Annotated in this window: 18 protein-coding genes; 8 read left to right on the top strand and 10 right to left on the bottom strand. The window is 69.3% G+C overall.

All coding sequences use genetic code 11. From position 1 onward, the window contains the following. The first annotated feature begins 6 nt into the window (after positions 1 to 6). On the top strand, positions 7 to 1,095 hold the full coding sequence (locus tag OG385_RS19165) for an NlpC/P60 family protein (protein WP_266855949.1): 1,089 nt from the start codon (positions 7 to 9) through the stop codon (positions 1,093 to 1,095). Positions 1,096 to 1,156: 61 nt separating this feature from the next. On the opposite strand, the gene OG385_RS19160 is transcribed toward OG385_RS19165, so the two are convergent. Both OG385_RS19160 and OG385_RS19155 read right to left on the bottom strand, forming a co-directional pair. Continuing rightward, a complete protein-coding gene (locus tag OG385_RS19160; protein ID WP_266860998.1) occupies positions 1,157 to 2,914 on the bottom strand; it encodes an MFS transporter in 1,758 nt (585 codons plus the stop codon). A gap of 306 nt (positions 2,915 to 3,220) precedes the next feature. After that, entirely contained in the window at positions 3,221 to 5,845 is a 2,625-nt protein-coding gene (locus OG385_RS19155) for a D-alanyl-D-alanine carboxypeptidase (RefSeq protein WP_266855947.1), read from the bottom strand. 193 nt (positions 5,846 to 6,038) lie between these two features. Between OG385_RS19155 and OG385_RS19150 the strand changes: the two genes are divergently transcribed. The 3 genes from OG385_RS19150 (at position 6,039) to OG385_RS19140 (ending at position 8,267) form a co-directional block, all read left to right on the top strand. Continuing rightward, on the top strand, positions 6,039 to 6,752 hold the full coding sequence (locus OG385_RS19150; protein WP_266855945.1) for a GPP34 family phosphoprotein: 714 nt from the start codon (positions 6,039 to 6,041) through the stop codon (positions 6,750 to 6,752). A gap of 256 nt (positions 6,753 to 7,008) precedes the next feature. Continuing rightward, positions 7,009 to 7,866 (top strand): helix-turn-helix transcriptional regulator, encoded by an 858-nt coding sequence (locus tag OG385_RS19145; RefSeq protein WP_266855944.1) that lies wholly within the window; start codon positions 7,009 to 7,011, stop codon positions 7,864 to 7,866. A gap of 191 nt (positions 7,867 to 8,057) precedes the next feature. Next, positions 8,058 to 8,267: a DUF397 domain-containing protein gene (locus OG385_RS19140; RefSeq protein ID WP_266855943.1), complete on the top strand. Its 210-nt coding sequence runs from the start codon at positions 8,058 to 8,060 to the stop codon at positions 8,265 to 8,267. Positions 8,268 to 8,448: 181 nt separating this feature from the next. Here OG385_RS19140 and OG385_RS19135 read toward each other — a convergent pair whose 3' ends face one another. Beyond that, positions 8,449 to 9,366 carry a hypothetical protein gene (locus OG385_RS19135; RefSeq protein ID WP_266855941.1) on the bottom strand — a complete coding sequence of 306 codons (918 nt, stop codon included), beginning with the start codon at positions 9,364 to 9,366 and terminating at the stop codon, positions 8,449 to 8,451. Between the two features lie 92 nt (positions 9,367 to 9,458). On the opposite strand from OG385_RS19135, the gene OG385_RS19130 reads away from it, so the two are divergent. Together OG385_RS19130 and OG385_RS19125 are read left to right on the top strand one after the other, a co-directional pair. Then, a complete protein-coding gene (locus OG385_RS19130) occupies positions 9,459 to 10,286 on the top strand; it encodes an SDR family oxidoreductase (protein WP_266855939.1) in 828 nt (275 codons plus the stop codon). Positions 10,287 to 10,653: 367 nt separating this feature from the next. Beyond that, positions 10,654 to 12,237, top strand: coding sequence for a sodium:solute symporter family protein (locus tag OG385_RS19125; RefSeq protein ID WP_266855937.1), 1,584 nt, complete (start codon positions 10,654 to 10,656; stop codon positions 12,235 to 12,237). A 69-nt stretch (positions 12,238 to 12,306) separates the two neighbouring features. Here the strand turns inward: OG385_RS19125 and OG385_RS19120 are convergent, their stop codons facing one another. The 6 genes from OG385_RS19120 to OG385_RS19095 all read right to left on the bottom strand — a co-directional run bounded on the left by OG385_RS19120 (position 12,307) and on the right by OG385_RS19095 (position 19,663). Then, entirely contained in the window at positions 12,307 to 13,422 is a 1,116-nt protein-coding gene (locus tag OG385_RS19120) for an ADP-ribosylglycohydrolase family protein (protein ID WP_266855935.1), read from the bottom strand. A gap of 61 nt (positions 13,423 to 13,483) precedes the next feature. Then, the gene (locus OG385_RS19115; RefSeq protein WP_266855933.1) at positions 13,484 to 15,166 is read right to left on the bottom strand and encodes an AMP-binding protein; all 1,683 of its coding nucleotides are present in this window, start codon (positions 15,164 to 15,166) and stop codon (positions 13,484 to 13,486) included. Positions 15,167 to 15,278: 112 nt separating this feature from the next. Next, positions 15,279 to 17,192, bottom strand: coding sequence for an FAD/NAD(P)-binding protein (locus tag OG385_RS19110; RefSeq protein WP_266855931.1), 1,914 nt, complete (start codon positions 17,190 to 17,192; stop codon positions 15,279 to 15,281). A gap of 30 nt (positions 17,193 to 17,222) precedes the next feature. Then, positions 17,223 to 18,614, bottom strand: coding sequence for a TrpB-like pyridoxal phosphate-dependent enzyme (locus tag OG385_RS19105; protein ID WP_266855929.1), 1,392 nt, complete (start codon positions 18,612 to 18,614; stop codon positions 17,223 to 17,225). Positions 18,615 to 18,631: 17 nt separating this feature from the next. Further along, on the bottom strand, positions 18,632 to 18,889 hold the full coding sequence (locus OG385_RS19100) for an acyl carrier protein (RefSeq protein WP_266855928.1): 258 nt from the start codon (positions 18,887 to 18,889) through the stop codon (positions 18,632 to 18,634). Positions 18,890 to 19,066: 177 nt separating this feature from the next. Further along, complete coding sequence (locus tag OG385_RS19095) at positions 19,067 to 19,663, bottom strand: LysE family translocator (RefSeq protein ID WP_266855927.1); 597 nt, start codon at positions 19,661 to 19,663, stop codon at positions 19,067 to 19,069. Between the two features lie 496 nt (positions 19,664 to 20,159). On the opposite strand from OG385_RS19095, the gene OG385_RS19090 reads away from it, so the two are divergent. Together OG385_RS19090 and OG385_RS19085 are read left to right on the top strand one after the other, a co-directional pair. Then, positions 20,160 to 22,400 (top strand): hypothetical protein, encoded by a 2,241-nt coding sequence (locus OG385_RS19090; protein ID WP_266855926.1) that lies wholly within the window; start codon positions 20,160 to 20,162, stop codon positions 22,398 to 22,400. Then, positions 22,397 to 23,368 (top strand): hypothetical protein, encoded by a 972-nt coding sequence (locus OG385_RS19085; protein ID WP_266855925.1) that lies wholly within the window; start codon positions 22,397 to 22,399, stop codon positions 23,366 to 23,368. Before OG385_RS19090 ends, OG385_RS19085 begins: the two co-directional genes overlap by 4 nt. Positions 23,369 to 23,475: 107 nt before the next feature. On the opposite strand, the gene gyrB is transcribed toward OG385_RS19085, so the two are convergent. Continuing rightward, positions 23,476 to 25,485, bottom strand: coding sequence for a DNA topoisomerase (ATP-hydrolyzing) subunit B (gene gyrB, locus OG385_RS19080; RefSeq protein WP_266860996.1), 2,010 nt, complete (start codon positions 25,483 to 25,485; stop codon positions 23,476 to 23,478). Positions 25,486 to 25,712: the final 227 nt, after the last annotated feature.

The following is a 25,712-nucleotide window of genomic DNA, read 5'->3' as shown; positions in this document are numbered from 1 at the left end:
GATCCCATGACCGCTCCGCGTACCAAGAAGTCGAAGCGCAGCCGCACGGTCCTGCACGCCACCACCGTCCTCGCGCTGCTCGCGGGCAGCGCGTACTTCACGGTGGAGCTGCGCCAGGACGAACAGGCCAAGGCGCCCACCGTCCAGGCCGTCACCGACAAGCCCGGTCTGCGGACCGCGGGCGACTCGCTGAAGACCGGGAAGACCTGGGAACGGCTCAACTCGCCTGCCCGTACCGTCCTGCGCGACGCCGACGGCAAGGTGCTCGCCACCTTCACCGACGCGGCCCGCACGGCGACGCTCACCGGCCCGTCCCGCACCTTCGCGGAGCCGGCCAATACCAAGTCCCGTGTGGTCACGGAGAGTTGGGTGCGGCTGATGCCCGAGAAGTGGAAGAAGGGCGCCGAGAAGCAGCAGTGGTTCCAGGACTGGTTCAAGAAGTACTACGGCAGCGAGGAGGACGACCTCTTCGCGTTCGCCTTCCAGTACGTGGAAGGGGCGCCGGTCAAGAAGGACGACGAGGGCGTCCCGTACACGGGCGACGCGAACTTCGGGCCGATCAACCCGGAAGGCAGCGAGGGCAACGACCTGCGCCTCGAACAGTCGGACTTCTTCGACTACCTCGGCATCCCGTACACCTTCCGCAACGGTGTCACCCGGCAGCCCTCGAAGGCGCGGTACCGCGCGATCGACTGCTCCGGCTTCATGCGGACGATCTTCGGCTACCGCGCGCGCTACCCGCTCGCCCCGCTGGACGGCCAGGGTGACGGTCTGCCCCGTACCGCGAACGGCATCGGCCGCTCCAAGCTGGGCGCCGATGTCATCCCGCTCAAGGGCATCACGCCTGCGGACCGGCCGACCTCGATCGATGTCCTGCAACCCGGTGACCTGGTGTTCTTCAAGCTCGACCAGCGGACCGGGCAGCGGCTCGACCACATCGGCATGTACATGGGCCACGACACGGACGGCCACCTGATCTTCGTCTCCAGCCGCGAAGAGGTGAACGGCCCGACCATCGGCGACAAGGGCGGCACCTCCCGCCTCGACGGCAACGGCTACTACGCGGCGACACTGCGCAGCGCGAAGCGGATCTGAGGGAGGGACACCCCAGGAACCACGGGAGACTGGGGCGTCCCAGGATCAGGAGCGCCCACGCTCAGGGGTGGCCCGGAGCCACCCGCTGGTCCGGGGCGCCCGCGGGCAGGGTGTCCTTCAGTTCGTCCGGGCACGGTGTCCCGCGCGGCAGCCGGTAGGGCGAAGCCAGCCGGTAGACACCGGCCTTCGGGGCGAGCAGTTCCGTCCACTCGTCGCCGTCCGCGTCCTTGTCCGTCTTCGCCAGGCAGCCGTGCGTGTTGGCGAAGGCCTTCGGCTCGCCCTCGCCGCGCCCCTTGGACGCCTCCGTCTCCTGCGGCGGCTCGACGCTCTTGCCCTTGTCGTCGACCAGACCCAGCCACGGCGAGTACGGGATCCGGATCAGCACCCGGCCCCGCTGCTTCACCCGGACGGTCAGCCCGCCCTCCTCGGCGCGCTCCACGGTGCCCGGCGGGTCGGCCATCGGCGTCGGCCGGTCGACGGCGAACAGCTGCCAGTTGTCGTCGCCCCAGAGCCGCTTGAGATACGGCAGGCCGTCCTGGACGAGCTTCTCCTCCTGGCCGGCCCCGGTGTCCGGGGCCCCCGTGGGCAGTACGACGTACCGCACCGCCCAGCGGGCCAGCCAGGCCTTGTAGTTGACCGAGTCGAGGGTGTCGTCGTAGAAGATCGGGTTGCGCTCCATGTCGGCCTGGCGGTTCCAGCCGCGGGCCAGATTGACGTACGGGGAGAGCGCGGAGGCCTCCCGGTGGCTCTTGGCCGGGACGACCTCGACCCGGCCCTTGTCCGCGCCCCTCTTCTGGAGCTGGTTGACCAGCGGGGCGAGTTCCCGGGTCCAGGAGGCGGCGGGGGCGGTGCGCACCACGTCGTCGACGCCCTTGAAGCCGATCCACACATTGAGCCCGATGAACGCGATCACCAGGGCGTACCACTTGCGCGACTTCGGCACCGTGTACGGCAGCGCCGCGAGCAGCACCACCCCTGCGAAGAGCATCGGCAGCCGGGAGATGTTCGAGCCGATCTCCGAGTTGATCAGCCAGGTGAGCACCACGCCCAGCGCGTACACGGCCGCGCCCGTACGGACCGTGCGCCACTCCTTCGGGACCAGGAAGAGGACGAACACCCCGTAGAGGAGGGGGAGCGAAGCCGTCCCCACCGACATCGGCTGGGTGCCGGAGAACGGGAACAGCCAGGCGGACAGCGCGACCACGGCGACCGGTGCGAGCCCCAGCGCATAGGCGCCGGGGCGCCGCTTGTTGAGGAAGAGCGCGGCGGCCACCACACCCAGGAAGAGCCCGGCCACAGGGCTGCTCGCGGTGGCGAGCCCGGCGAGCGGGGCGGCGACCCAGGCCTTCGCCCAGCGGCGGGTGCGCCAGCGGTGCGGCCAGCAGAAGACCGCGGCCACCGCGCCCAGCGCGAACATCGTGCCGAGGCCGAACGTGACCCGGCCGGACAGCGCGTTGCAGAGAAACGCGAAGTCGGCGGCGAGCGCGCACAGCAGCGGATTACGGACGGCGCGCAGCCGCACGAGGATCAGCGCGGTCAGCGCGGCCGAGACCGTCCCGGCGATCATCATCGTCGTACGGACACCGAGCACGGACATCAGATACGGCGAGACCACGCTGTACGAGACGGGGTGCATCCCGCCGTACCAGGCGAGGTTGTACGCGGACGCCGGGTGGCGGCCGACGAACTCGGCCCAGGCGTCCTGCGCCGCGAGGTCGCCACCACTGTTGGCGAAGAAGAAGAACCAGAGGATGTGCGCGACGGCGGCCACGGCGGTCGCGGTGACGACGGGGTGGGCGGCCGGCCAGGTCCACGGCATCCGGTCCGAGGGCCGCTGCCCCGGCCCGTCACCCCGTGAGAGCAGGCCGGTACGGCCCCCGGCGCGGGGGCTCCCTCTGCCTTCTTCACGTGTCGGGTCTGCTGTGGTCACCAAGGCTCGCTCTCCTGCGAAGGAGGACGCAGTCCCCGCGCCCAGAGTTGCCCAGCGACGCTAACACGTACGAAATGGGCTGCCGCCGCCGGTCGTGAAGGCCGGAGGCGGCAGCCCTGATACTCACTCGGACGCCTGGTCGGGCGCCTGGTCGGGCGCCTGATGGATGCCGGAGTGAGGTGCCCGGTCGGGCGCTCAGCCGACGCGGGTCAGCTTCGCTCCGAAGCCGGGCTCCGGAAGATCCTTCTGGAGGGCGACCGGGGCGGAGACCTTGCCCGGTCCGGAGCCGACGGTCAGCTGGCCGACGACCGTCCCGGCCTTCGCCGAGTGCGGAATCGTCTTGCTGTTGCCGATCTTGATGTCGACCTTCAGACCGGCCCAGCCGGCCGCCTCGAAGTCCCTGGTGGCGACGACCGGGGTCTGCCCGCCGAGCCCGTCGTCCACGTACCCGACGACCTCGCCCTTCTTCACCACGTTCCGCGAGGTGAGCGCGGACTCGGTGGCCAGCAGCGCTGTCTTGCTCACCGCGTTCACCGTGTCGATGATCGGCGTCTTGTGCTGCGAGAGGATCGCTCCGACGATGTACTGCGTCGTGCCGCCGACCTTCTGCTCCGCGGCGAAGAGCAGGCTGGCACCGGCGTTGGTGGTGGAGCCGGTCTTCATGCCGATCGCACCGTTGTAGGGGACCAGCCGGTTGTAGTTGCCCCAGGTCTTGCCCGACGGGTCGGTCCAGCTCGGGAGCTTCGTGATGTCCATCAACGCCGGGATCTTCACGAGCTCCTGGCCCAGCTTCACCTGGTCGGCAGCCGTGCTGACCGTGGAGGCGGTCAGCCCCGAGGGGTCGGTGTACTTCGTGTTGGTCATGCCGAGCTTCTTGGCGGTGTCGTTCATCTTCTTCACGAACACCGCTTCCGAGCCCGAGTCCCAGCGGGCGAGCAGCCGCGCGACGTTGTTCGCCGACGGGATCATGATCGCGCTGAGCGCGTCCTTCTCGGAGAGGACGTCGCCCTTCTTGATGGTGTTGAGAGTGGACTCACCACCGGTCTTGTCGTAGTGGCCTTCCTTCTCCGCCGTGGCGTCGACCGGAATCGACGCGCCCTTCGCACCGGGCTTCATCGGGTGGTCCTGCAGGATCAGGTAGGCCGTCATCGACTTGGCCATACTCGCGATCGGCACGGGCTTCTCGTCCCCGAAACCGTCCACGGTGCCGAGCCCCGCCACGGAGATCTTCCCCTGGCCCTCGCTCGGCCAGGGCAGGGTGACCTTGGACCCGCCGAACGAGTACGACGGCGCGGCGGTCAGGGACAGGCTCGGATCAGGAAGCGGCCGGACCGCCTGTACGACTGCAAAGATGATCAGCAGCAGGATCACCAGCGGTGTCCAGATCTTGAACCGGCGGACGACGGTCCGCACCGGGGTTTCCGGCGGGGCCGGTTTGTTGGTCAGCTCGGCGAGCAGGTCGAGCGGCGGCTTGGGCGGCATCGCCAGCTGCCGGGTCGGCTCGACGACGCCCGGCTGCGCGGCACCGGCACCGGCCGCGGTGGCGGTGGGACCGGTGGCGCTGGTGGTGCTGCTCGCGGCGGGGATCCCGGCCGGGGGCTTGGCGGGCGACGGGACCGGGGCGGGCTGCTTCTTCCGCTCACCGGGTACGTCGTCGGGGCGCAGCGGCACGAAGGTGCTGCGCTTCAGCGTGGTGGTGGGCCGGTCGATCACGGGGCGGGAAGGGACACGGAAGATACCGGTGGGCTGATCGACGGCCTCGCCGTCGGCCTCGTTGTCGGCCTTCGGGGTGCCCTTCGCTTCGGCCTTCGCATCGGCCTTCGCATCGGCCTTCGCTTCGGCCTTCGCGTCATCCTTCGCATCGCCCTTCGGGGCGGACTTTGCGTTTGCGACGTCGGGCTCGGCTTCCGGCTTCGCGTCCGACGTGGCGCCGGGCGTGTCCCCGGCGGTGGTGTCGGCGGTCGCGGCATCCGCTTCGGCGTCGGCGTCCGTCTTCCCGTCGGCGTCGGACTCTGCGTCCGCACGGGCAGCAGGCTTCGCAGCCGGCTTGTCGGCTTCGGCGTCGGCGTCGGCCGCATCCACATCCGCATCGGCGCCGGAGTCCGCGTCAGAGCCAGACCCAGACCCAGACCCAGCACCCTCGGATGCCTTCGCGTCCGTGGTGCCCGTTGCGGTGTCGCTCGTGGTGCCGCCGGTACCCGTTCCGCCCGTCCCGATCGCCGCGCTCTCCGGCGCATCGTCGGAATCCGCGTCACCGTTCGCCTCGGCGGGGGCGTCCGCGCCGCCTGAAGCGCCCGTGCGCGCCCCCGCACCCTCCGGGGCGCTCTGGGGCGCCTCGGACGCGGTTGCGGCCCCGGAAGCGCCCTGAGCGCCCTCACCCGTCGACTCCGCGTTCGAGTCGGATTCGTCTTCGTCGGCCGTTTCGGGCGTGTCGGCAGGGGGCCCGGCCATCACGTGGGTCTTCGAGGCCTCCTCCGCAGCACCTTCCGCACCTTCCGCACCGTCCGCACCGGACGTATCGGCTGCACCAGCCACACCGTCCGCACCGTCCGCGCCCGACGGATCCTTCCCGTCCGACGAACCGTCCGACGGCCCGTCCGCCGACTCGCCCGACGGGTCACCCGCCGGCTCGTCCGCCGCCGCGACCCACGCGGCCACCGCCTCACGCAGCCGTGCGTCGCCCGACTGCGACCCGGACACCGCGCCCGCTTCCGGATCCGGCACCGAGCGGAAGACCGCAAGCCTCGGATCGCTCGTACCGGGAGCCGTTCCCTCTGACGACTTCCGCTGCTCCGACTTGTCGGGGGACTCGCCCGCCACCGATGCCTCCTGGATACGCCGCGCGGGAATTCCCGCCTGTCCGAACCATCTACCAGTGTCCTGTGTGGGCGCTTAACCGCTGCACCGGACGAGAACGACATACATCTAGATTCCGGTGCAAAACACCCAGGCGCTCTCGACAGACCAATGTGAGAGGGGTCACCCTGTCACTCATCCACGCGGGGAGGCATGGATGGGCAGGAGCCGCAGAACGATTCCGGAAGAGCTTCTACTGCTCGCTCTGGACCCGACCACGGGTACCACAGCGCAGCCGCAGTCGCTCGACCTCGGCCTGGCCGGAGCCCAGCTAGTAGAGCTGGCTCTGGCAGGACGGATAGCCCCGGACGGGGATCGTATCGCCGTGGTGATGGCACGGCCGACAGGAGATCCAACACTGGACTCCGCACTGGAACTGCTGCGCAGGCGCGGCAGCCCGGTCCGGGCAGTTCACTGGATCGGCGGGCCCCGGCTGGGGCTCCGCCAGATTTACCTCGCTCATCTGGAGCGGTGCGGCATGGTGCATGCCGTGGCGGGCCAGATGTGCGGAGTGCTGCCGACGACTCGCTACCAGGCGACGGAGACAGCGATCAGCCGGGACATCAGGGCCCGGCTGGACAGTGCGATCCGCACCGGCGTACCGCCGGACCCGCGGACCGCGGCGCTCGCCGCGCTCGCTCACGCAGTGGGGCTCGGCAAGCACCTCTACCCCGGCAACGAGGGGCGCTCATCACGCTCCCGCCTCCGGGACCTGATCAGACACGACCCCATGGGCGGTCTCGTGGCGCACGCCGTCATGGACGTCCAGAACGGTGCGGTGGCACAGCCGCGCCGAGCAGCACCGGCACCGGGCAACGCCGCGCCGATGCAGTCGCACCACGGGTCCATGGCCCGCGTGGCGGCGCACTGAGCCCAGCCGCACCGGGTGAGCTCAACCGCACCACGAGCACGAACGAGCATCAGAGCCGCCGCACCGACGTCCCCAAGACCCGGTTCGGGAGCCGCAACACGAGCGCGCGGGGCCGGCACGTCGCCGGCCCCGCGCGCTCACTCTCTGGCCATTTCCCAGCGCAGCGCGTTGCATTGGTGGCAATCTGCTGAGCAGTAAGACCTACCGGGCACATCGCGGTAGGGCTCAGTACGTCAATGCCGGAGGTGCAGTTCCCGTGGCGTCCAACGTCAATCCCACTGTCAGGCGGCGCCGGCTCGGCCAGGAGCTGCGCAGGCTCCGTGAGCTCAAGGGCATGACGGCCGAAGAGGTCGCCGAGCGCCTGCTCGTCTCCCAGTCGAAGATCAGCCGCCTGGAGAACGGCCGCCGCTCCATCAGCCAGCGCGATGTCCGCGACCTCTGCGGCGTGTACGAGGTCGAGGACGTCCGGATCGTCGACTCGCTGATGCAAATGGCCAAGGACTCCCGCCAGCAGGGCTGGTGGCACGCCTTCGGCGACATCCCGTACAGCGTCTACATCGGCCTGGAGACCGACGCGGCCAGCCTGCGCGTGTACGACCCGCAGGTCGTCCCCGGGCTGCTCCAGACCAAGCAGTACGCCGAGGCCCTGATCGCCGGCGCGCTGCCGGAGACCGCCGTGACCGACATCGAGAAGCGGGTCCAGGTCCGGCTGCGCCGCCAGGAACGGGTCAGCGCCGACGAGTCCCCGCTGCGGCTCTGGGTCGTGATCGACGAGTCCGCGCTGCTCCGGGTCATCGGCGACAAGCAGCTGATGATCGCCCAGCTGGAACACCTCGTCGAGCTGTCCCAGCTCCCTCATGTCACGGTGCAGGTACTGCCGTTCGCCGTGGGCGCGCACCCCGGCATCAACGGCCAGTACGCCATTCTGGAATTCCCCGACGCGGCGGACTCCAGCGTGGTCTACATCGAGGGCGTCACCAGCGACCTCTATCTGGAGAAAGCGCACGATGTGCAGAAGTACAGCGTGATGTATGAGCACTTGCGCGCGCAGGCCCTCAACGTGGATCAGACGCGGCAGTTCATCATGGATATCGCCAAGGGCTACGCACGCTGAATAGCCAGCTATGTCCGATTCCTGGATTCAAGGTCGGCACGGTACACCCCAGCCGCCCCGGAGCGGAAGACTGAACAGGCATAAGCCATCCGGTCGGGTGAACGGCCGTCTCGGACAGCAGAGTTCGCGAGTAGCGTCGACCACGCCACCGAGAACGGCGGCGCACACGACCACTGCATACCGGAGCGAACATGGCAATTCAGCAGGGTGCGACCGAGTCCTGGACCAAGTCTTCGTATTCCACGGGTAATGGTGCATGCGTCGAGGTCAAGTCACCGCTCACGCAGGCCATCGCCGTGCGGGACTCAAAAGTCGCCGACGGCCCGTCGATCACCTTTGTTCCCGCTTCGTGGAACAGCTTCGTGAGCGAAGTGGGCCAGGGCGCGTTCACTCTCGACTGATCCCCGGCCCCCATGGTCACCCCGCTCGTTGAACAAGAGCCCTCTCGACTGGATCGCCGTCCCGGCCGAGGGGGCTCGGTCATGACCGGGCGGGCCCGGCCATGACCGGCCGCTTGTCCGGACAAGGCCGCCCGCCCCAGCCGAAGCCGCCGGTCCTGAACAGCCGCCGCAGCCGCCCCGGTCAGCGCAGTTGGTCGACGTAGCGGTCGGTTCCCGGCACGGTCGGCACGAAGGGTGCCACCAGCTCCACCCGCCCCAGCCCGCGCTCGGCCAGATCCCCGTCGAGCCCGGTGAAGGACTGTTCCCAGACCTCCCTCGGGTCGGTCTCCAGGAACCAGAGCAGCGTGAGCCGGGTATCCACCCCCTCCACCTGCTTCACATACGCCATCCGGTCGCTCGGCAGCGGTGTCGGCCGGAAGATCGTCACCATCGCCGCCGGCCCGCCCGCGAGCCGCTTCGGCAGATGCTTCGCCCGCAGCCACTCCAGCAACTCGGCCCGCTGTTCGGGTCCTTCGGCGTCGACCACCTCGACGACAAGACCCGCGTACGGATGGTCGAGCGCGTGGAAGTCGCGCGGCCCGGCGGCCCCGTCCCGGTAGACCGTCGCCTCGTGGTCCTGGAACGACGTGAAGACATGCGTACGGTCCTGGTAGACCCGGCCGTCCCGGTTCAGCCGCTTGTTGATGCCGACGGTCCACTTCATGTGCTCGTCGTAGCGGCCCTCGGTCACCCAGTACGTCGTGATGTAGCAGCCGGCCGTCACCGGCTGGGCGACCGCCGACTTCTCCGGGTAGCGCAGTTCCTGGAGCTCCCGGGTGGCGACCCAGCGGCGGCCCGAGTACATCCAGGGCATCGCCATGGCACCGGCGTAGAAGTGGTCGTCCTCGTACCACCGGTTGTACGCGTACTCATGGCCCGGATGAGGCTCCACCATGGTGATCAGGGCGTGGCCGGGCCGCACCCCGTACGGCCCGACCGAGGCCAGCTCGCCGTACACCTCGCTCCGGGTGCCACCGGCCGCCTGCCCGCCGCCCGCACCCCCGCCGACCGCCGCACTTCCGCTCCCGGTTCCGCTTCCGCTCCCTGACTTCTCGCTCATCGGCACCCCGTCCTCCCTCTTCCGTTCCACCGCTGGACGGACCTACTCTGACGCTCCGTCAGGAAAACTGCCAGAGTCCGGAGGGCCCCACCATGGAAAGCCGTGCCACGGAATCCCGCCCCACGGAATCGCAGGGCGCGGCGCTCGCGGGGAAGACCGTCGTCGTGTCCGGCGTCGGGGCCGGGCTCGGCCACCAGGTGGCCGCGGCGGTCGTACGGGACGGTGGCAACGCCGTACTCGGCGCGCGCACCGAGGCGAACCTCGTGAAGGCAGCCGCCGAGATCGACCCCTCGGGCACCCGGACCGCCCATCTGCCCACGGACATCGGCGACGAGTCACAGTGCGACGCCCTCGCCGCGCTGGCGATCGAGCGGTTCGGCGGGATCGACGCGGTGGTCCATGTCGCCGCCTGGGACGGCTACTTCGGCGGGATCGAGGACGCCGACTTCACCACCTGGCAGGGCGTCATCGACGTCAACCTGCTCGGTACGCTGCGGATGACACGGGCCTGCCTGCCCGGGCTCAAGGCGCGGGGCGGATCGGTCGTCATCGTCGGGACGCAGTCGGCGGTGGCCGCACCGTCAGAGGTGCACCAGGCCGCGTACGCGGCGTCGAAGGGCGCGCTCACCTCGGCCATGTACTCCATGGCGCGCGAGCTGGGGCCGCACCGGATCCGGGTGAACACCGTGCTGCCCGGCTGGATGTGGGGGCCGCCGGTGCAGGCGTTCGTCCAGTTCACCGCGCACACCGAGGGCGTCCCCGAGGCGGAGGTGCTCAGCCGGCTGACCGGCCGGATGGCCCTGCCCGAGCTGGCGACGGACGGTGACGTGGCGGACGCCGCGATCTTCCTGGCCTCCGACCGCGCGCGGGCCATCACCGGGCAGTCGCTGCTAGTCAATGCCGGTGAACTGATGCGCTGAACAGCTCAGTTGGACCTCCTTTTCTCGGACCGCACGGGACCCGCATCCCGTGCGGTCCTGCCGTTCTGCCTCCGGATGGCTGCCGCTGGCGAAGTGCCCGCTCATGGTGTGGCCCCCGTCACTCCGAGAGCAACGGGTCCGTGAGTCAAGAGGACGCAAAATCGTTCGACTTACTGACCCCTGTTCATACTTGTGATCGCTGAACCCTTGACCGGCCCTTGGCACAGAGGGTTCAATCCGTGAAGCCCCCGGTCCCGCACGGGGGCGCCGCCCGATCGACGTACTGGCGAAGCGTTTCCCGTTCATCGAGGTTCCATCGCGGTTCATCGAGATGAACTCAGTACAGGCGGACCCCTGGAGGGGGCACATGAACAGTCTCGACTGGACCGTGCTCATCGGTTACTTCGGCGTGATGATCGCGATCGGCTTCTGGTCCCACAAGCGTGTGGACAACGTGAGCGACTTCTTCACCGCCGGCGGCAGAATGCCGTGGTGGCTGTCGGGCATCTCCCACCACATGTCCGGCTACAGCGCGGTGATGTTCACCGGGTACGCCGGAATCTCGTACCAGTACGGACTCACATCCATGGTCACCTGGTCGCTCCCGATCGCCATCGGCATCGGGATCGGCGCGAAGCTCTTCGCGCCCCGGCTGAACCGGCTGCGCTCCCGGCTGCATGTGGCCTCACCGCTCGAATACCTGAAGGACCGCTACAACATCCAGACCCAGCAGGCGCTGGCCTGGTCCGGGCTGCTGCTGAAGATCGTGGACGTCGGTGCCAAGTGGGCGGCCATCTCCACCCTGCTCGCCGTCTTCACCGGCATCACCATCACCCAGGGCATCTTCATCACCGGTGTGATCACGGCCATTTACTGCACGGTCGGCGGTCTGTGGGCCGACGCGCTCACCGAGCTGGGGCAGTTCATCATCCAGCTGGTCGCCGGTGTCGCGATGCTGGTCGCCGCCATGGGCAAGCTCGACGGCTTCAGCACGCTGTGGACGGTCTGGGACAAGCTCCCCAGCGGCCACACCGACCCGACGGCCGGCCCCTACACGATGACGTTCCTGCTGGCGTATCTCTTCATCAAGACCTTCGAGTACAACGGCGGCATGTGGAACCAGGCCCAGCGCTACATGGCCACCGACTCCCCGCGCTCCGCGACTCGTTCGGCCACGCTGTCCGCCGTCCTCTGGCTGGTCTGGCCCGCCGTCCTCTTCTTCCCCATGTGGTGCGCGCCGCTGCTGGTGCACGCGCAGAAGCCGGACGCGTCGGACGCGTACGCGCTGATGTCCGAGTCGCTGCTGCCGCACGGCCTGCTCGGCCTGGTCGTCGTCGGCTTCTTCTCGCACACGATGGCCATGTGCTCGTCGGACGCCAACGCCATCTCCGCCGTCTTCACCCGGGACATCGCCCCGGCCATGTCCAAGTCGGCCCGCGAGTGGAGCAGCCGCACCGGGCTGCTGGCCGCGCGGATCTCGACGCTCGGCTTCCTCGCCCTGTCGATGGCGCTGGCGACCCAGATCAACTCGCCCACGTTCAAGGACATCATCTCGGTCGTCATCAAGTGGGTGGCCGGTCTGATGGGCCCGATCGCGATCCCGTTCATGCTCGGCCTGCTGCGCTCGTTCCGGAAGTCCGGGCCGACGGCGGCGCTGGTCAGCTGGGCCGCGGGGCTGCTCGCGTTCTACTTCACCAACTACCACCTGGACGGCTCCACCAACACGGACGTCGCCCTGGAGTGGCAGGTCTCGCTGCCCCTCGCGATCTCGCTGGTGCTCTACATCCTCATCGGCTTCATCAAGCCGGAGGACACACCGGAGCGCGACGCGATCATCGCGAAGGTCAACATGGACGGCGACGGCCCGGACACGGCGTCAGCCGCTGCCGTACCGGCGCAGGGCGGCGCGGCCGACGCGAAGGTGCGGGGGCGCGAAGGCGCTGACGGCTGACGGCTGACCGGGGGCGCGGCGCGGCTGTACGTACGCGGTGGCGTCCGCCCGGCCGGTCGGCTCAGCCCGTCAGCCCCTCGGGTAGCGGGAGAGCCAGGCCGGTGTGGTGAGCGCCGGGCTGTGCAGCGCCGGGCCCTGGGTCATCTCCATCGAGAAGTCGTCGGCGAGCTGGAGCACCGTCGCACGTCCCTCCAGCTCCGCGAGCCAGCCCGGCGGCAGCGCGGTCTCGCCGTGCAGAGCGCCCAGCAGGCTGCCGCAGATGGCGCCGGTGGCCTGGGACGGGCCGCTGTGGTTCACGGCGAGGCGCAGCCCATGGCGTACGTCCTCGCCGACCAGCGCGCAGTACACCCCGATCGCGAGTGCCTCATCGGCCAGTTCGCCGTCGCCCAGCGACTCGACGCGGGTGGGGCTGGGCATCCCCTGGCGTACGGCGCCGAGCGCGTGCTGGAGGGCGTCGGTGACCGGCTGGTGGCCGGGGCGAGGGGTCAGCTGGCCCAGCGCGTGCTGCACCGCCGCGTCGAGGCTCTCGCCGCGCGCGAGCCCGTGCACGATGACGGCGTGCGCCCCGGCGCTGAGGTAGCCGGTGGGGTGGCCGTGGCTCTGCGCGGCGCATTCGACGGCCAGTTGAAAGACGAGCCCCGGCTCCCAGCCGACGAGCAACCCGAAGGGCGCGGACCGGCTGACGGCCGACGCGTCGCGCGCCTCCGGGTTCCTGGGTTTGTCCAGGGTGCCCATCACCTCGTCGCCGAACCCCGTCAGACAGCTCCGTTCGGGGTCGCGGCGGGTGTACAGCCACTCCTCGCAGGCGAGCCAGCCGTTGTCCGTGCGGCGCTCGTCGGGTCCCCAGTCGCGCTGGGTCGCCGCCCACCGCAGATGGGCCCGGTACACATCGGTGGGCGGATGCCAGGCACCGGTGTCCCGCCGGACCTGCGCCCGTATCAGACCGTCGACGGTGAACAGGGAGAGCTGGGTCGCGGCCGTGACCGCCCCGCGTCTGCCGTACACGGCGGCGAAGTCGGTGAGGCCGCCGGCCCCATGGGTCTCACGTATGGCGTCGAGCCCCTGCCCCGCGACACCCGCCCCGAGCGCATCGCCCAGCGCACCGCCCAGCAGGCATCCGCGCACCCGGCTGCGGAAGTCCTGCTGCTCGGTGCGGCCCCAGAGGGGAGTGGTTGATGCGCTCATGGCGGAGCACTCTAATCGACCAGGGGCGACCGTTTAAGAGCGCGATCCTTACGTTGATCAACTACGCCTGGGCAGTCGGCAGCTCGGCGGTGTACTCGACGTTCCGGGACCTCCGCAGCGACCGCACGGCCTCTCGCCGGACCTTCCCCGATTCGGTGCGCGGCAGGTCGTCCACGAACTCCACGAACCGTACGAGCTTGGGCGCGGGCAGCTGTTCCCGCTGGTACGCGAAGAGCACCTCGGCGGTGGCCCGGCTGGCGTTCCACCCGGCGGCGAGCACGACGTACGCCTTGGGCAGCAGTGCCGTGCCCTCGGACACCGGCACTACGGACAGTTCGGCGACGGCGGGGTGCAGCACCAGCACGTGCTCCAGTTCCAGGGGCGCGATCGGCACGCCGTCCGGCCCGTCGAACACGTCCTTGCGCCGCCCGAGACAGACCAGGGATCCGTCGCTGTCCCACCGGGCCAGGTCACCAGTCCGGTAGAGGCCGCCCGGGGTGTGGCTGGTGGCGTTGTCCTCCGGGTCCAGGTAGCCCCTCATCATGCCGACCGGACTGTTGGACAGGTCCAGGCAGAGTTCTCCCTCCTGAGCCGGCTCGTCGGTGCCGGGCTTGACCACCACCAGTTCGTAGCCGGGCAGCGGGTAGCCCATGGAGACCGGGGCCGCCGGTGAGGAGGCGGTGACCCCGGCCATCGCGGTGACCTCGGACTGCCCGAACCCGTTGCGGACGGTCACCCCGGCCAGTTTGCGTACCTGTTCGACCACGTCGCCCATGAGCGGCTCGCCGACGCTCACCGCGTGCCGCAACCCGGGCAGGCCGTCGGGCAGCCCGGTCCGGATCAGTGCCCTCCAGATGCTGGGCGGCGCACAGAAGCTGGTGACCGTCCCGCTCCGCAACACCTCCGCCAGCCGCTCAGGGGTGGCGTCGGCGCTGTCCATGGACACCACGGTGGCCTCGGCGTTCCAGGGCCCGAACAGTGAGCTCCATGGGTACTTCGCCCAGGCCGGGGCGGAGACGTTGAGGTGCACATCCCCTGGCTTGAGCCCGTTCCAGTACATGCTCGCCAGATGCCCGATCGCGTAGCTGACGTGTGTGTGCACCACCAGTTTCGGCCGTGCGGTGGAGCCGGAGGTGAAGTAGTAGAACAGCGGCTCGTCGGCCTCGGTGGGGCCTTCCGGTACGTAACCGCCCTCGTGGTCTTCCGAGTTGGCGAAGCCGGTCCAGCCCTCGTGCTCCCCGCCCACGATGATCTTCGCCTGGAGACCGTCCACGAGGCCGTCCACCGCGAGTCCCGGCACGATCCGGTGGTCGGCGATCACATGCCGCGCTCCGGCCCTGCCGATCCTCGTACGCAGTTCCTCGGGCGAGATGGTGATGAAGGCGGGTGCGACGACGGCCCGGATCTTGATCAGTGCGAGCATCAGCTCCCACAGCTCGATCCGGTTGTCCATCAGCAGCATCACCACCTCGCCCCGGCGTACGCCCTGCGAAAGCAGCCAGCCGGCGACCCGGTCGGAACGCCGGGAAAGCTCCTGGAAGGTCAGCTCGCCCTGGCCGACGATGCGCAGGGCCACTCGGTCGTTGTCCTCGGCGATCCGGTCGAACCAGTCGATCGCCCAGTTGAACCACCGGGGCCGTGGCCACGTGAACGCCGCACGCGCGGCGTCCTGGTCGTCGGCGTGGTGCAGCAGAAGGTCCCGCGCGTCCCGGAACTCCCGGTACGCATCGTCTTGCCCGGACAACTTGTCCCCGATCAGTGGAAGGCGTTGACCGCCGGAAGGTTTCGGTCACTGGAAGGCGTTGGTCACTGGAAGGCGTGATCAGTGACAGGCGTTGCTCAGTGACAGGCGTTGGTCACTGGAAGGTGTCGGACGTGGCCCGGCGCAGCACGCTGAGTGCGATCACGTCGGCGTCCCTGGAGAACGAGGTGGGTACGCCCGGCCGGCCGTTGCCGATCTGGGTGAACCAGCACACCCCCTCGGTCGGGATGCCCAGCGCGTAGACGGCCCGGTGCGTCCGGCCGTCGGCGGCGATCACCCGGCGCTCGGCCGGGGTGATGTGCAGTGCGCCGGTTTCGAATGTCTCCCCGGCATCGTCGTGTACGAACCCGACGGCCAGCCGCTCGTCGGCCAGCTGCCGCATCAGCGGATCGGTGTTGCGGACCAGGCCGGCGGCCGGGATCCGCGAGTCGATCAGGACATCGCAGTGTCGGCGCGAGCCCTCGACGGCCGGGGACTCCAGGAAGAACCGGCCCCGCCCGGTGTCGCATCCGTACACCACGTCCGGACCGGCCACTTCGAGCACTCCGGCGTCGATCAACGCCAGGAACTGCACGGTGCGTTCCAGCGGCGGGCCGGTGAACAGCGATGAGGTCCGGGTGACGAACCGGCCGAGGAAGTCGGTCCGGTGGGATTCCGGGGTCAGGCCGCCGAAGTCGACAGCGTGCCTCAGCACTTCGCGGGAATCCCGGATGGCGTCGAGCGCGGCCTTGAGCGGACTGTCCCTGTTGCCCTGGCCGGCCTCCGCGATGTCGGCGAGCAGGATGCGCCTGACCTCGGCGACCAGGCCGGCGGCGGAGTCGAACCGTTTGGCCTGCAACGGTCTGGACAGCCGGTCCAGGTCGACCGGCTCCACGTCCTGTAGTCCGTAGCGCAGCGCCACCTCGCGCCAGCTCGCCAGTTCCGGTCCCCGTGCGCGCAGTTCGGCGGCGACGGCATCGGCGCACTCCGGTCCGTGCTGGGTCCTGGCCTGGGTGGTGTAGTACACATGGTTGATCTCGGCCGCCAGCAGGGAAAGCACGTCCTGGTCGAAGTCCAGAGCCGGATTGCCCCGGTGTGCCATGTTGCGCTCGCGCAGCCGGCCGACGGCGGCCGATGTGAGGAACTCCGGTGCCGCGCGGGCGGTCACGTGCTTCTGGTTGCGGCCGCGCGAACGGATCGGCAGTCCGCTGCGCGAGCCCGCCACCACTCTGGGTTCCTTGCCGCTCGGTACGTACGACAGCGCCCCGTCGGCGCTCTTCTCGAACGTCCCGCCACGGCCGAGCGTGAAGGACATCAGGATGTCGTAGAAGGACAGGCCGAGGCCCACGACACCGACAGCGGCGTCCGGCTCGATCGAGGCCAGGTCCAGGTCGGCGGCCGAATCCCCGCTGAGATAGCGGAGTCCGGGCCTGTCCCGCGCGAACCGCGTCAGTTCGGGCTGGTCATCGGAGAGCTCCGCCGGGGCGTGCCCCGTGGTGATCACCACCGCGTCGGCGGTGACGGTGAACTCCCCTTCCACGGTGGACACCCGGAGTGCGTAGCTGTGCCCGTTCTCCCGTAAGGAGGTCACTTTGCCGACGGTCTCGACCACTTCGCCGAGCCCGGCCATACCGCGTACCACCGAGGCGTACACGTACCGCAGATACCTGCCGTAGGCGTACCTCGGCGCGTAGTCGTCATGGCCGAGAACGGACAGCGCCGGGTCCGGCTGTGAGTGCAGCCACTGCAGGAAGGACAGGCCGGCGCCCGGCCGGCAGCGCTCACCGTCGGAGACCCCGGAGAACATACTGATCTCACCGACCACGGTGTTCATCAGGAAGCAGGTCTCCTGGTCGGTCCGCCAGATCCGGCCCGCCCCCAGTTCCACCGCGTCGATCAGCCAGATTCTGATGCTCCGCGGCTCCGGTTCGGCCGTCAGATTGGCCGCGATCCGCTCGAACACCGAGATCCCGCGTGGACCGGTGCCCACGATCGCCACGTCCAGCACCTTGTCGGTCAGGTGTCGCACGGCCTGTCACCCCCTCCCTGGAGTCCGTCCTCAGCGCGCTTCCGCGCCCAGGTCGGACATGGCCGGCAGACGGCCGAGCGATGCGGCGATCAACTCGTCCGATGCCGCCATGTCGGTCATGTTCCCGCTGAGGAACTGCTCGTAGGCCGAAAGGTCGAGCAGCCCGTGGCCACTGAGGTTGAAGAGGATGACCCTCTCCTTGCCCTCCTTCTTGGCCACCAGCGCCTCTTCGATCGCGGCCCGGATGGCGTGCGCCGACTCGGGGGCCGGGATGATGCCTTCCTCGTTGGAGAAGGTGATGCCGGCCTCGAACACCGGGCGTTGCGGGTAGGCCACCGCCTCGATCAGCTTCTGGTGGTACATCGCGCTGACCAGGGGAGCTGCGCCGTGGTAGCGCAGGCCGCCGGCGTGGATGCCGGGCGAGACGAAGGTGTGCCCCAGGGTGTACATCTTCGTCATCGGTGTGATGCCGGTGTAGTCGTTGTAGTCCCAGGCGTAACGGCCCTTGGTGAGCTTGGGGCAGGCTTCCGGTTCCACCGCGACGAACCGGGTGTCCAGGCCCTGGCGCACCTTCTCGTGGAAGAACGGCAGGGCGATACCGGAGAAGTTGCTCCCCGCGCCGACCGAGCCGATCACCACATCCGGGAAGTCGCCGATCGCGTTGAACTGCCGGACGGCCTCCTGGCCGATCACGGTCTGGTGGAGCAGGACGTGGTTCTCGCCGCTGCCCACCGAGAGGTTGCAGCGCTCCACCTGGCGGGCGTGCTCGAAGGCTTCCGCGTTGGCGATGGACAGGCTGCCGTCGGTGTTCGGGTCGCGGGCCAGCGCGGCGCGGCCCGCCTCGGAGTTCTTGTTGGGGCTGGAGATGACCTCGGCCCCGTTCATCTCCATCATGATCCGGCGGTACGGCTTCTGCTCGTAACTGACCCGGACCATGTAGACCGTGCACTTGATGCCGAAGATGCGGCAGGCGACGGCGAGGGCCGAGCCCCACTGGCCGGCACCGGTGCCGGTGGTCAGGCTGGTGATGCCGGCCTGCTTGTAGTAATAGGCCTGTGCCAGCGCGGTGTTGAGCTTGTGGCTGCCCGTGGTGTTGGTGCCCTCGTACTTGTAGTAGATCCGGGCGGGGGTGTCGAGGAGCCGCTCCAGCCCACGGGCCCGCTTGAGCGGGGTCGGGCGCCAGCGCAGATACTCCTCACGCACCGGCTGCGGGATCTCCACGAAGCGCTCCCGGCCCATGCTCTGCCGGTACATCGACAACGGGATCTGCGGGGTGACCGCGCCGCCGTCCTGGCGGGTCTCCGGCCTGGCCTGGCGCAGCTTCGCCGCGTCCTCGACGCCGGTGAGGTCGGACAGCACGTTGTACCAGTGCGTGGGAACGATTTCTTCAGCGGTCAGCGAGGCTTCTGCCGAATGCACCATTGGTTCCGGTCCTCTTTCTAGGAGTTTCCTACGTGCGACTGGGCCAGCTTCACGAGATCGCCGACCCGCCGCAGCGCGGCCTCGAATATCTCGCTGTCGCCGATCGTGATGCCGCATTCCTGCTCCACGCGGACGACGATTTCAAGAATCGTCAGCGATTCGATACCGAGTCCGTGCAGGTCGTCATCAAGCCCGATCTCGGCCGGCGCGGACGGGCCGAGTGCGGCTCTGATGATCCCGCACACCTGAGTTTCAACTTTCTCAGGAGACGTCAAGACAATCCCTCTTCCCTGGACAGTTCTTCGCTATTCCGGCCGTTCCGCCGGACCTGTTCCGCCAGGCCATTTCCGGCAGACCATTTCCGGCAGGCCGGTTCCGCCGGACAGTTCCGCCCGGGGCCCGTCGTCTCCGGGGCCGTCATCTCCGGGGCCCATCGTCCGGAGTCCTGTCAGCTAGACCATGGGGCCCGTCATCACCGCGGTGCGCAGCCCGAGCACCAGCAGGACCGCCCCGCTCACCCAGGCCAGTCCCACCCGTACCTTCGGCATGACCAGCAGCCGTCTCGCCAGGCCTACGAGGGCGATCACCACCACGTACCAGGCGGCGCTGATCATGATCTGCACGGCGGTCAGCGTGACCACGTCGGCGGGCGAACCGCCGCCGGTGGGCAGGAACTGCGGGATCAACGCCAGGTAGACGGTGGCCATTTTGGGGTTGGCGACACTGGTGACCAGCCCTGACCGGTAGGACCGCCAGAGGCCGGCCGTGCCGTGCTCCTCAACCGCCTCCGCTTGCTGGTGGCCGAAGTTCCGCCGGTTGCGCACGGTCATGACCGCGAGGTAGCAGAGGTAGCAGGCGCCCGCCAGCTTGAAGACGGTGAACACCAGCTCGGAGGTCTGTGTCAGCGCGGCCAGCCCGAGGGCGGAGGCCGCCGCCCACATGAGCAGCCCGGTACTGCTGCCGAGGATGGTCACCAGACCGGCCCCGCGTCCACGGCGCAATGTCTCATTCACCAACACCATGAATGACGGTCCGGGCGCGGCCACCATCGCGAAAACCGTTGCGATGAAAACCCCGTTCACCATAGGACTGCCAAAGTACCGATCGCCATTCGGCCGGGGTGCTGCACTAACGCATACGCGTCCAATCGAATTCCCCTCAGAGATCCCACGCCCCGGCTCTTGATCCCAACTGAGTGGAACGCTAGCCGCTTCGAGTAGCCCAGGCAACAGTTTGTTGAAGGACGCATCAGCACAAGAGCCGAAGTTACAGGTCAGTAAGATCGAATTTCAGTCACCCGAAGTGCGACCGCGAACTCCCCACGACGGATACGCCGGTTCGCGTGGTGCACATTCAGCCATTGCCGTGACCACGTCCACATGCTGGAGAGTGCTTGTTCAGCGCGACACCGGTGAACGCGCCTCGGGCGCCATCCGCTCGGCCAACTCGCCATGTACGGACCCACAGCGCCAAAGGGCCGTCTCATTACGCAACTTATTGCGACACTGGGCACATCACAACACCCCTTGAAGAGAGGTGAGTTGGTTGTCCCCGAGCGAACCGCCGACCGACGGCATCGAGGCCATGCTGCCGATCCCGCCGGAGAAGTTACGGAGGCATCCCCGGCTGCTGCACGTCCGGCGCGCCAGTGAGGCGGCCGCCAAGGCGCTGGCCTACGCGCGAGGCGGGGGCGGGGGCGGGGGCGGGTTCGAGGGCGGTGGCGAGGGCCCGAGTGAGGGCGAGCGGACGTACGACGACATCGCCTACCGCTACCTGTGCGCCTGCCCGCAGGTCCCCTACCTCGGCGTCGAGACCCTGGCGGGTCTGGCGGTGCGTGAGCGCCGGAAGCAACGGGCGGGACTGCCCGCCGACCTGGTCCGGCTCGGCGGGCAGCACGACTTCCTGGCCCACCGGCGGCTCGTCGCTCAGGACGGGCGGTCCCGGTTCGGCATCGAGCGAGGGCTGCTCTACACCATGGCCGAACCCGGGGGCGAGGTCACCGGAAGGTTCCCACTGGCGGTTCCCAACCGCACTCTGGACGCGATCGCCGAGCCGCGGGACATGAGCCCCCAGCCCACCATGTCGGTGTGGCGGCAGCTCACCGAGTCGCGCTGGCTGCCGCTGGACGAACTCATCGGGTACGCGCGCTTCCCCACGATGCACGAGGCGGCGTCCAGGTTGGCGCGCGGAGTCTTCCCCGGCCGGCACCATGTGTTCGTCTCGCACCGCTGGCTGGATACGGAACAGCCCGACCCGGACGGCACCCAGGCGCGACTGGTCGCCTGGCATCTGTTCGCGTCGCTGTGCGAGGCGGTCCTGGTCGCCCACCGGCGTGGGCTGCACACTCCTCGCCGGGTGGCTCACGCCGCGATGGGGATGCCCGTCGGCATGGCCGGTTCGGACCTGACGGAGTGCCTGCTGGTCGGGGTCCTGAGGCAAACGCTGGACGACACCTCACTGGTACCGGTGGCCCAGGAGGTGGAGCGGGTCGGTGTGGACGCGGTCGAGCTCGGTGCGGCCCAGGCGTCCGGCGACGTCGGCCTGCGGCGCCTGCGTGCCCTGATCGACGCTCTGCCCTCGCTGCGGCCGCTGCTGGAGCGGATCCATCTCTGGTACGACTACAGCTGCGTGCCACAGGCCCCGCGCACCCCTGAGGAACAAGCGCTGTTCCGGCGGACACTCGAATCCCTGTCCCTGCTGCAGTTCGCCGGGCGCACCCTGGTGCTGCTGGACGACGTCGCCGACTATCTGGGCCGGGCCTGGTGCAGCCTGGAGGCAACGACCTCGCTGGTGCTCACGATGGGCGGAGCCCCCGACGTACTGCTCACGGACGGACCGGCGCGGCCGACGGGCCCCACCACGGAGGCCGAGTCGTTGCGCAGCCTCGTGCAAGACCGCCAACTCGTCATGTGGCGCGGGCTGCTGGACACCGAACTGTTCCGGGTGCAGACGCGCGAGGAGTGTGTGCGCCGGCTCGGACTGTCCATGGCGGACCCGGGCGACCTCCCGTACCTCTACGACCGGATGCTCTCCCTCGCCGTACCGAACGGCCGCAGGAGCCGGCAGGCCCTGGCCACGGGCGTGGTTCCGCTGCCGGACATGGGAGAGGACCAGGTCCTGATTCCGGCACCCGACTACACGGGGTCCCAGCCGGTCGAGGGCAAGCGGCCGGTCCGGGTGATCGGCTCCCTCGACGGGTGGGCCGGTCTCAACCTCGGTGGTTACGTGAAGGACGGGCACGCCGACGCCGGACCTGCGGACGTAACCCCGTACTGGCACGTCCCGCAACGGCCGGTCGCTGCCGGTGGCGGCGCCGCACCGACCTGTCACGTCGCGGTCGTCGCCGAATGCGAGGGGGAAGCCGTCCTCATCTCGTCCTGGGTACGACGGCACCACCCGGAGCTGGAGAGGCTCCTGCACGTCACGGTCGTCTCCGGGAGCTGGACCGCGCTGGACCCCGTCCCCGTGGGGCACCTGCCGTACGGGCGGCTGCGGGCGAAGCCCGTCCGGGCCGACGTGTGGGTGGTGGTGGGAAAGTCCGGGCCGGTGGCGAACGAGGTGGGCCAGGCGCTGTGCCGCGTGGTGTACGAGGCACGCCTCCCGGTCATCACCGTGTCCCTGGACTTCGTCGCCGACAACGTGGCGCAGGTCGTCGGTGATGTGTCGCCCGGCGCACCGCACAGCGCCCTCCTGTCCGGGTACGGCGCGGGGTACGAGCACCCGGCCGGGCTCCTGTACATGCACCTGTACGAACATCTGCTGCAGTGGGGAGCCCCGGTCCGATGAATCCTACGAACCCGATGAAGCCCACGACCCCTGTGAAGGTGCCGCATGTGGGGGAGTTCGTCGACGGGGAGCTGGGACGTGTGCTGCGCGCTCTCAGCGTGGCCGACCGGGGCGGGGACCACGCCGGTTTCAGCGCACTGTGCCGCCAGCACGCCGCCGAACTCGACGCCCGCCGGGGTGAATGGCTACGGGTCCCCCCGGAACTGCGGGCGAGCTTCCGCCGGGACATGAACGCGATGCGCCCCTACCCGATGACGGTCGAGCGGATCGCCCGCGAACTGGACGGGCTGGGCCGCCCCGGCGCCCTGCGCCAGATGTCGGGAGCCGACCAGCCGGGCCCCTCACCGGAACACTCGGCGGACCGGCTTCACGAGGCGGAGATCCTCGCCGAGGACGGGGAGTTCGAGGCCGCCGGCGCGCTGCTCCGCGAAGAACTCGGCGAGGTCCCGGCCGACGGCGTCCGGGCAGCGGTCATCCACTCCCGCCTGGCCACACACGCGGCCAAGCAGGACGACCTCGACACAGCCATCGAGCACGGCCGCCGCGCGTACGACCTGGCCCTGCGCACGGGAGACCGGGGCGCGCCGAGAGCCGCCGCCATCCTCGACGACCTGGTGACCGCCCGCGAACTGCGGCGCGGCACGCCCGACGGACACCGGCTCGGTGCCTGCCGGGACACCCTGACGCACGCACAACAGCTCAGCGACCGGGCCTGGTTCGCGGAGAGCACCCAGGTGCTGCTGCGACTGCTCGAAGAGCTGGAGGCACTCCCCGCCGAGGCGTCCGCCCGCCGCTTCCTGGGCAAACTCTGCGGCCTGCTGGGGCTGAACCACTTCCACTCGGGCGAACGCGACAAGGCCAGGGCCTGGACGCGCAGAGCCGTCCAGGAGTGCCGACGGCACGGGGACCGCACCGGCGAGGACGTCTACGCGGCCAACTTGAAGGAGATCGACCGCGGGGAGGAGTGAGCCGGCGCCATGTGAAGCAGGCCATATGGCCGGACTGTCATGGTTTCCTGTCGATGCGCGAGCGGTCTGGTGCTCACGCGGGTGCTCTCCTGAACGGCGTGCGGGGGTCAGATGTCGAGGAAGCGGACGTCCTTGGCGTTGCGCTGGATGAAGGAGCGCCGCGCCTCGACGTCCTCGCCCATGAGTACGGAGAACAGGTCGTCCGCCACTGCCGCGTCGTCGAGCGTGACCTGACCCAGCACGCGGTGATCGGCGTCCATGGTGGTGACGCGCAGTTCCTCGGCGTTCATCTCGCCGAGGCCCTTGAACCGCTGGACGGAGTCGTCCTTGACCCGTCGTCCGTCCTGCCTGCCGCGTGCGATGAGCAGGTCGCGCTCCCGGTCGGAGTAGGCGTACTCGATGTGGTCACGGCTCCACTTGAGCTTGTAGAGCGGCGGGCGGGACAGGTACACGTGCCCGTGCTCGATCAGCGGGCGCATGAAGCGGAACAGGAACGTCAGCAGGAGGGTGCTGATGTGCTGGCCGTCCACGTCGGCGTCCGCCATCAGGATGATCTTGTGATACCGGAGCTTGCCGAGGTCGAAGTCCTCGTGAACCCCGGTGCCGAAGGCCGAGATGAGGGCCTGGACCTCCTGGTTGTGGAGGATCTTGTCGATACGGGCCTTCTCGACGTTGAGGATCTTGCCGCGGATCGGGAGGATCGCCTGGAACTCCGGATTGCGGCCGGACTTCGCCGAGCCGCCGGCGGAGTCGCCCTCGACGATGAAGATCTCGCTCCGCGCCGGGTCGCTGGACTGGCAGTCCGACAACTTGCCCGGCAGCGCCGCCGATTCGAGCAGCCCCTTGCGGCGGGTGAGGTCGCGGGCCTTCCGGGCGGCGACCCGGGCGGTGGCCGCCTGGATCGCCTTGCGGACGATGTCGGCCGCCTCGTTGGGGTTGCGGCCGAACCAGTCGGTGAGGTGCTCGTGCACCACCTTCTGCACGAAGGTCTTCGCCTCGGTGTTGCCGAGTTTGGTCTTGGTCTGGCCCTCGAACTGCGGCTCGCCCAGCTTCACCGAGATGATCGCGGTCAGGCCCTCGCGGACGTCGTCACCGGTGAGGTTGTCGTCCTTCTCACGCAGCAGCTTCCGCTCCCGCGCGTAGCGGTTCACGACCGTGGTCAGCGCGGTACGGAAACCTTCCTCATGGGTACCGCCCTCGTGCGTGTGAACGGAGTTGGCGTACGAGTAGACACTCTCGGCGAACTGGCCGTTCCACTGCATCGCGACCTCCACCGACTGCAACCGCTCGGTGTCCTCGGCGGTCAGGGCGACGACGGACGGGTGGACGGGCTCGCCCTTGCGGGCATTGAGGTGGGCGACGTAGTCGGTGATGCCGCCGTCGTAGCGGTAGGTGACCGCCTTCGCGGACTGCCCCTCGGCGGTGTCCGATCCGGCCTCGTCGGCCGTGGCGGTCGCCCGCGCGGAGGAGCGTTCGTCGGTGAGCGTGAGAGTGAGGCCCCTGTTGAGAAAGGCCATCTCCTGAAAGCGCCGTGACAGCGTCTCGAAGGAGTACGCGGTGGTCTCGAAGATGCCACCGTCCGCCCAGAAGGTCAGCGACGTACCGGTCGCAGGGGTGGCCTCGTGGCGGGCCAGCGGCGCGATGGGCGCACCGTTCCTGTAGTCCTGGGTCCAGCGGTAGCCGTCAGTCCGGATCTCCGCGGAGAGCCGGGTCGACAGTGCGTTGACCACTGACAGACCCACACCGTGCAGGCCACCGGAGACCGCGTATCCGCCGCCGCCGAACTTTCCGCCCGCGTGCAGCACGGTCAGCACCACTTCCACGGCCGGTTTCTTCTCCACCGGATGCATCCCCACCGGGATGCCCCGCCCGTTGTCGACGACCCGCAGGCCCCCGTCGGCCAGGATCGTCACCTCGATCCGGTCGGCCACCCCGGCCAGCGCCTCGTCGACGGAGTTGTCGACGATCTCCTGAACCAGGTGGTGCAGACCGCGCTCACCGGTCGTGCCGATGTACATGCCGGGCCGCTTGCGCACCGCGTCGAGCCCGTCCAGGACGGTGATCGCGCTGGCGTCGTACGCGACAGGTACAGCCGCGTCGCTCTGCCGGGCGGGGATGCCAGCGAGGGTGTGGGCGGCAGCAGGGGTGGCGTGGATGCCTGATTCAGTCACAGATGCTCTCTTTTCGGGCACGACAAGCCGCGCCCCGGCACCGGAGTGCGAGAGCGGTCAGGTCACGGGATACGAGTCGGCCGCGGACAGGCTGGACAGGACCCTCCGGGCCGCGATTCCCGGCGCCCATCAGGACGCCGAGACGCCCTCAGCCTACCGAACCTCACCACAGG

Source organism: Streptomyces sp. NBC_01306 (genome assembly GCF_026340465.1).
GTDB lineage: Bacteria > Actinomycetota > Actinomycetes > Streptomycetales > Streptomycetaceae > Streptomyces.
This window is presented reverse-complemented; position numbering and strand designations above follow the sequence as displayed.